The organism is Streptomyces phytophilus (assembly GCF_013870535.1).
Classification (GTDB): Bacteria; Actinomycetota; Actinomycetes; order Streptomycetales; family Streptomycetaceae; genus Streptomyces; species Streptomyces phytophilus.
This window is the reverse complement of record NZ_JACBXC010000235.1, coordinates 1-6617: the sequence shown is the minus strand read 5'-3', so window position 1 is coordinate 6617 and position 6617 is coordinate 1. Positions and strand designations below refer to the sequence as shown.

The 6617-nt window shown below is 69.7% G+C and carries 5 protein-coding genes; 4 read left to right on the top strand and 1 reads right to left on the bottom strand.

Annotated elements, in window-relative coordinates; translation table 11 throughout:
* Positions 1–58: 58 nt before the first annotated feature.
* Entirely contained in the window at positions 59–2167 is a 2109-nt protein-coding gene (locus H5J30_RS13495; protein WP_181787676.1) for an NPCBM/NEW2 domain-containing protein, read from the bottom strand.
* Positions 2168–2439: 272 nt separating this feature from the next.
* Here H5J30_RS13495 and H5J30_RS13490 point away from each other — a divergent pair, with 272 nt between their 5' ends.
* From H5J30_RS13490 to H5J30_RS13475, 4 genes are all read left to right on the top strand, one after another.
* Positions 2440–3714, top strand: a complete 1275-nt coding sequence (locus tag H5J30_RS13490) for an ABC transporter substrate-binding protein (RefSeq protein ID WP_181787675.1) — start codon at positions 2440–2442, stop codon at positions 3712–3714.
* 6 nt (positions 3715–3720) lie between these two features.
* Complete coding sequence (locus H5J30_RS13485) at positions 3721–4641, top strand: carbohydrate ABC transporter permease (RefSeq protein WP_181787674.1); 921 nt, start codon at positions 3721–3723, stop codon at positions 4639–4641.
* On the top strand, positions 4638–5573 hold the full coding sequence (locus H5J30_RS13480; RefSeq protein ID WP_181787673.1) for a carbohydrate ABC transporter permease: 936 nt from the start codon (positions 4638–4640) through the stop codon (positions 5571–5573). Before H5J30_RS13485 ends, H5J30_RS13480 begins: the two co-directional genes overlap by 4 nt.
* Positions 5574–5946: 373 nt before the next feature.
* Positions 5947–6617 (top strand): NUDIX domain-containing protein (locus tag H5J30_RS13475; RefSeq protein WP_181787672.1); only part of this gene is annotated, 671 nt, incomplete at its 3' end.

Here is a 6617-nt window from a genome sequence, read left to right as displayed (position 1 = left end):
GCGTGCGTCAGGCGCGGCGGCGCACCCGCCCTCTCTCAGCGCGGTGCGCGGCGGGGCGTCAGCAGGTGAACCGCGCGTCCGCCCAGTCGGCGTGGTCGTAGTCCACGCCGTCGCCGCCGTCCGTGACGACGAGCCGTACGGTCTGCGCGTCGCCGATGTCCGCGGACAGCGGCTGCGCCGGCTCGTCGCTCGTCAGCACGCCGGAGTCCGCGACCTTGGCGCCGTCCGCCCAGACCTCGAAGGACACCGAGCCGTTGTTCCCGGACTCGTCGTCCAGCCCGACCCGGGCGTCGAACGTCTCGCACTCCCGGCCCGCGTAGAACCCGATGTCGCTGGCGGCGTGCACGCCCAGGCCCCTGGCGAACGTCTCGCCGCCGATCGTCAGCGGCTTCCCGTCGCCGGCCTGCTGCTCGCCGACGCTGGTGTCCCGCTCCACCGGACCCCAGCCGTTGCCGGCGTCCAGCCACTCCCAGTCGCTCGCGTACGTCGTCCCCGCGGGCGGGCTCGCGACCACGTACGCGGTGCCCGCCGAGGTCAGCGACACCGCCTGGCCGGACGGCGCCGCGTAGTCGGCGGTCAGCGGGAACTCCTGCCGGCCCGTGGCGGCGTCCGCGGGGGCGGTGAGCTGCCAGGTGGTGGTCAGCTCGCCGCCGGGCGCCACCTTCTTCGCGGTGGTGGGGGAGCCGGTCTCCACCTGCCAGCCGGCGGGGGCGTCGAGCGCGACGCCGACGTTATTCGCCGGGGTGATGCCGGTGTTGCGGAACGTCGTCGTCACCTCGGCCTCGCCGCCCGCCTCGACGTACGGCGCGGAGTCGACGCCGAACTCGGCGGCCGGCGGGTAGGAGCCGGCGCCGTCACCGGGCCAGACGCGGTACAGCACGGTGCCGTGCGCGGGCACCGACGCGGAGATCTCGCCGCCGGTGTTGTAGTCCGCGTGCTGCCACAGGTCGCGCAGCCGGTAGCCCTCCGCGGCGGGCAGGCCGACGGCCTCCGCGGTGGTGGAGATGCGCTGCGGCGCGTTCGACTCGTTGAAGAGCGCCACGGCGCGGCTGCCGTCGGCCATCTCCTTGGAGACGACCCAGCGGCCGCCCTCGGAGGTGACCACCGCGCCCTGCTTGCCCAGCGGGTCCTGGTCGACGGCGATGACGTCCGTGTTCTCCAGGATCTCGAACGTCGCCTCGTCGGCGGTGCGCAGGTCGGAGCCGATGAGCAGCGGCGCCGCCATGATGGACCACATCGAGAAGTGCGTGCGGTACTCGGTGTCGGTCATGCCGCCGTTGCCGACCTCCAGCATGTCCGGGTCGTTCCAGCGGCCCGGGCCGGCGTACTCGGCGAGCGGCAGGTTCTGCTTCATGATGCCGAGCATGCTCGACCAGTTGTCGCTGATGTCACCGGTCGTACGCCACAGGTGGCCGACGTCCGCCGCCCACTCCCACGGCTTGTTCTGGCCCCACTCGCAGATGCTGTAGACGATGGGCCGGCCGGTGGTCTCGGAGGCGGCCTGCAGCGCGTCGCGCATCTTGGTGTAGCGCTGGATCGCGTCGACGCCCTGGTTGTTGCAGTTGTCGTACTTGAGGTAGTCGATGCCCCACTCGGCGAACTGCATCGCGTCGCTCTCCTCGTGCCCGAGGGCACCGGGGAAGCCGGCGGAGTTGCAGGTCTTGGTGCCGGCGCTGGTGTAGATGCCGATCTTCAGGCCCTTGGAGTGGACGTAGTCGGCCACGGCCTTGATCCCGTCGGGGAAGCGCACGGGGTCGGGGACGAGCTTGCCGTCCGCGTCGCGCTCGGGGAGGGCCCAGCAGTCGTCGAGGTTCACGTACTCGTAGCCGGCGTCCTTCAGGCCCCGTTCGACGAAGATGTCGGCGATGCCCTTGACCATGTCCTCGTCGAACTCCGCCCGGCAGTGGGTGGAGTTCCAGTTGTTGAAGCCCATCGGCGGGGTCTTCGCCAGTCCGTCGGGCAGCCGGACCTCCGCTTGCGCGGCGGGCCGGGTTTTCTGCTGGGCCGCCGGCTTCGCGGCGGCGGTCGCGCTCTGCGTCTGGGTTCCCGTGGGTGCCGCCACGGCCGGCGCGGTCAGGGCCGCGCAGAGCGCGACCGCTCCCGCGGCACCGATCACCGCGCGCGCGTACGGCCTGGCGGCTCTTCGTGCGGATGGGAGTTTCCGCATCGGATCCACTCCTCTGGGTGGGGTGCTGCGAACGTGTTGGGTCATGGACGCGTCACACGAGCGTTTACGGTAGAGCTTGTTCGCTTCTGTCGGAAGAGATGCGGTAACAGTTGGCTGACACTCGGTCAAAACCCTTGACAGTGCCGGTGGGTGGAGGTGTGATCCCACAATCTTCGTTCGGTTGTGTTTGGTTAACACTCCACGGAAGGGGAGCGATGAGCGCCTCATCTTCTGCCAGCAGGACTGTAGGCCGCCCCACCACCGCACCACCGATGACGCGCCGGAGTCTGCTGCGAGGAGCCGCTCTGGGCGCCGGTGCCGTCACCCTGCCGACCCTGCTCGCCGCCTGCGGAAGCGGCCCGGGCGGCGACGGCAAGACCGTGACCCTGGGATCCAACGCCTCCGACGAGGTGCCCCGCAAGGCGTTCCAGGACGCGTTCGACCTGTTTGAGAAGAAGTCCAAGAAGACGGTCGAGGTCAACACCGTCGACCACAACACGTTCCAGGAGAACATCAACCGCTACCTGCAGGGCCAGCCGGACGACGTGTTCATGTGGTTCGCCGGCTACCGCATGCAGTTCTTCGCCGAACGCGGGCTGCTGACGGACATCAGCGACCTGTGGAAGGGCTTCGACGGGTTCTCCGGCGCGCTGAAGGACCAGTCCACCGGCGCCGACGGCAAGCAGTACTTCGTGCCGTACTACTACTACCCGTGGGCGGTCTTCTACCGGAAGAGCGTCTTCGAGCAGGGCGGCTACGAGATACCGGCGACGTTCGACCAGTACACCGCCCTGGCCAAGCAGATGCAGAAGGACGGCCTCGTCCCGTTCGCCTTCGGCGACAAGGACGGCTGGCCGGCCATGGGCACGTTCGACTACCTCGACATGCGCGCCAACGGGTACGAGTTCCACAAGTCGCTGATGGCCGGCGAGGAGTCCTGGACCGACCCCCGGGTACGCGAGGTCTTCGACCTGTGGCGCGGCCTCATGCCGTACCACGACAAGGGCGCCAACGGCCGCACCTGGCAGGAGGCCGCGCAGTCGCTGGCGCAGAAGAAGACCGGCATGGCCGTGCTCGGCCTGCCGCACCCCGGCCAGCAGTTCCCCGAGGCCGACCGCGAGGACCTCGACTTCTTCCCGTTCCCCGAGATATCCCCCGAGCACGGGCAGGACGCGGTCGAGGCGCCCATCGACGGCTTCCTGATGTCGTCCAAGGTCAAGAACGAGGACGGCGCGCGGGAACTGCTGAAGTTCCTCGCCACACCGGCCGCCGAGGACGCGTACCTGAAGTCCGACCCCAACAACGTCGCCGTGCACTCCGGCGCCGACACCTCGGCCTACTCGACGCTGCAGAAGAAGGCGGCGGAGATGGTCTCGAACGCCAAGCAGATATCCCAGTTCCTCGACCGGGACACCCGCCCCGACTTCGCCTCGACGGTCATGATCAAGGCCCTCCAGGACTTCATCGACGACCCCGACGACATCGACGGCCTGCTCAACGGCATCGAGAGCCAGAAGAAGACCATCTTCACCGAGAGCCAGGAGTAGCCCGCCGTGCCGCTCGTCACCCACGCGCGGCGCACCCGACGGCGGGGTCCGCGGCGGTTCACCCGCCGCGACCTCGCCGTCATCGGCGTGCTGCTGGGCTTCACCATCCTGCTGGACCTGTTCATCATCTGGGGGCCGACCGTCGCCTCCATCACCCTGTCCTTCTCCTCCTGGGACGGGCTGTCCGACCTGAACTGGGTCGGCGGCGACAACTACGACACGCTCGCCGGCGGCGACTACCCGCCGTTCTGGCCCGCGGTGCGCAACAACCTGCTGTGGATCGCGTTCCTGGGCCTGGTGGCCACCCCCTTCGGGCTGCTGCTCGCGGTCGTCATCGACCGCGGCGTGCGCTTCTCGCGCTTCTACCAGTCCACGATCTACCTGCCGGTGGTGCTCTCCCTCGCCGTCGTCGGCTTCATCGCCCAACTGGTCTTCTCCCGCGACCAGGGCGCGCTGAACGCCATCCTCGGCAACGAGAACAACCCCACCGACTGGCTCGGCGACCGCGACCTCAACATCTGGATGGTGCTGCTGGCCGCCGGCTGGCGGCACACCGGCTACGTGATGATCCTCTACCTGGCCGGGCTCAAGGCCGTGGCGCCCGAGCTGAAGGAGGCCGCCGCCATCGACGGCGCGAACGAGCGGCAGACCTTCCTGCGCGTGGTCTTCCCCACGATGCGCCCGGTCAACGTCGTCGTCCTCGTCATCACCGTCATCGAGGCGCTACGCGCCTTCGACATCGTCTACGCCATCAACAAGGGCAGAAACGGCCTGGAGCTGCTCTCCGTGCTCGTCACCGACAACATCATCGGCGAGGCCAGCCGCATCGGCTTCGGCTCCGCCATCGCCGTGGTGCTGCTCACCGTCTCCCTGGGGTTCATCGTGACGTACCTGGTGCAGGAGATGCGCGGGGAGGAGCACCGATGACCGCCGACGTACCCACCGCGACCGCGCCGCGCCCCGCCGCGGCCACGTCCGGGCAGCCGGACCCGGCGGCCGGGAAGCGGCCGCGCCGCGGCCGGTTCGGCGTGCACATCTTCCTCGGCGGGGTCTCGCTGGCCTTCCTGGCGCCGCTGCTGCTCGCCGTGTACGCCTCGCTGCGCCCGTACGAGGAGACCGCCGAGCACGGCTACTTCTCCTTCCCCCGCAAGCTGTCCTTCGACTACTACCGGCAGGCGTTCTCCGACTCGGAGATGAGCAAGTACTTCGTCAACTCGCTCATCATCGCCGTGCCCGGCGTGCTGATCGTGCTGTTCCTGGCCTCGTTCGCGGCCTTCGTGCTGGCCCGGCTGCGCATCCGCGGCGGGTTCTTCCTGCTCATCCTCTTCACCGCGGGCAACCTGCTGCCGCAGCAGGTCATCGTCACCCCGCTGTACGTGATGTTCAACCGCATCGAGCTGCCGTACTGGATGTCCGAGTCGATGACGATGTACGACTCGTACTGGGCCGTCATCTCCGTCAACGTCGGTTTCCAGCTCGGGTTCTGCATCTTCGTGCTCGCCAACTTCATGCGCGCGCTGCCCACCGAGATCCTGGAGGCCGCGGTCGTCGACGGCGCCGGGGTGTGGACCCAGTACTGGCGGATCACCCTGCCGCTGTGCCGCCCGGCGCTGGCCGCGCTGGGGACGCTGCAGTTCACCTGGATGTACAACGACTTCCTGTGGGCGCTGGTCTTCATCTCCGACGGCGACAAGCTCCCGATCACCTCGGCGCTCAACAACCTGCGCGGGCAGTTCTTCACCGACTACAACCTGCTCGCCGCGGGGTCCGTGCTGGTCGCGCTGCCGACGATCATCGTCTTCCTGCTGCTGCAGCGCCACTTCATCGCCGGGCTGACGCTCGGCTCCACGAAGGGGTGAGGCGGGCAGGACGGGGGAGGCGGGCCGCCGGAGGAAGGCGTCGGCGGCCCGGGGGGAGCCGTCGGTCAGCCCTTCTGACCTCCGGACCGGGCCGCCGAACCCGGCCCGCACGAAGCGGGCGGTGGGCGTCATCCTGCCCGGCCGGCGGCGGGCGGTGGAGGGCCGAACGGGCCCCTGCCGGACCCCGTACGGCCCGGTTGGACCGGGCGCGCCGGCGTACGGGCACGGCTGCGGCCCGGCTTCGTCCGCGACCCGGCGTCATTGCGCCGGGTTACGGCGGTGTGACGTAGCCCTGCGGCCAAACTCTTCGCACGGAGTTTCCCCGGGAGCGGGTAGCGGGCAACTCTCTGGGGGCTGCTGAGAGGGGGAACATGTGATCGTCTGGTTGAACGGCGCATGGGATACGGGTCTGCGCCGCGTCGCGCATGAACTGGTGGAGCTGACACCGGGGAGCATTCTCTACGACCCGGAGCTGACGGGCGGACAGCTGCGCGAACTCCTGCCGCAGAAGCGCCTGGACGAGGTCGGCGACGAGCAGGAGCTGCCGTCGTGGCGCCGGCTGGTGGTGGAGACGGCGGCGGCGCTGCTCGCGGAGGCGGACGGTCCGCTGGTGGTGCCGGCGGCGCTGTGGCGCCAGGAGCACCGCGACGAGATCTTCGGCCGGCTGGCCTCGCGCGGCCTCGAAGTGCGGCATTTGCTGGTCGCGTTTGACGAAACGATCCTGCACGCCGACTCCTTCCCGCACTGGCTCAGCGGCGACGCTCACCTCGTCGACGCCGCAGGTCGGAGCGCCCGCGAGGCCGCCGAGGAGATCGCGTCCCGCCTGCGTGCCGGGGCCGGATTCTGCGACATCGTGCAGAACTCCGAGCCCACCGGCGAGACGCTCGCCGCCGGCGTGCTGCTCTTCGACGAGGACGACCGGGTGCTCCTCGTCGACCCCACGTACAAGCCGGGCTGGGAGTTCCCCGGCGGCGTCGTCGAGGCCGGCGAGGCGCCGGCGCGCGGCGGCATCCGGGAGGTGGCGGAGGAGCTGGGGCTGACACT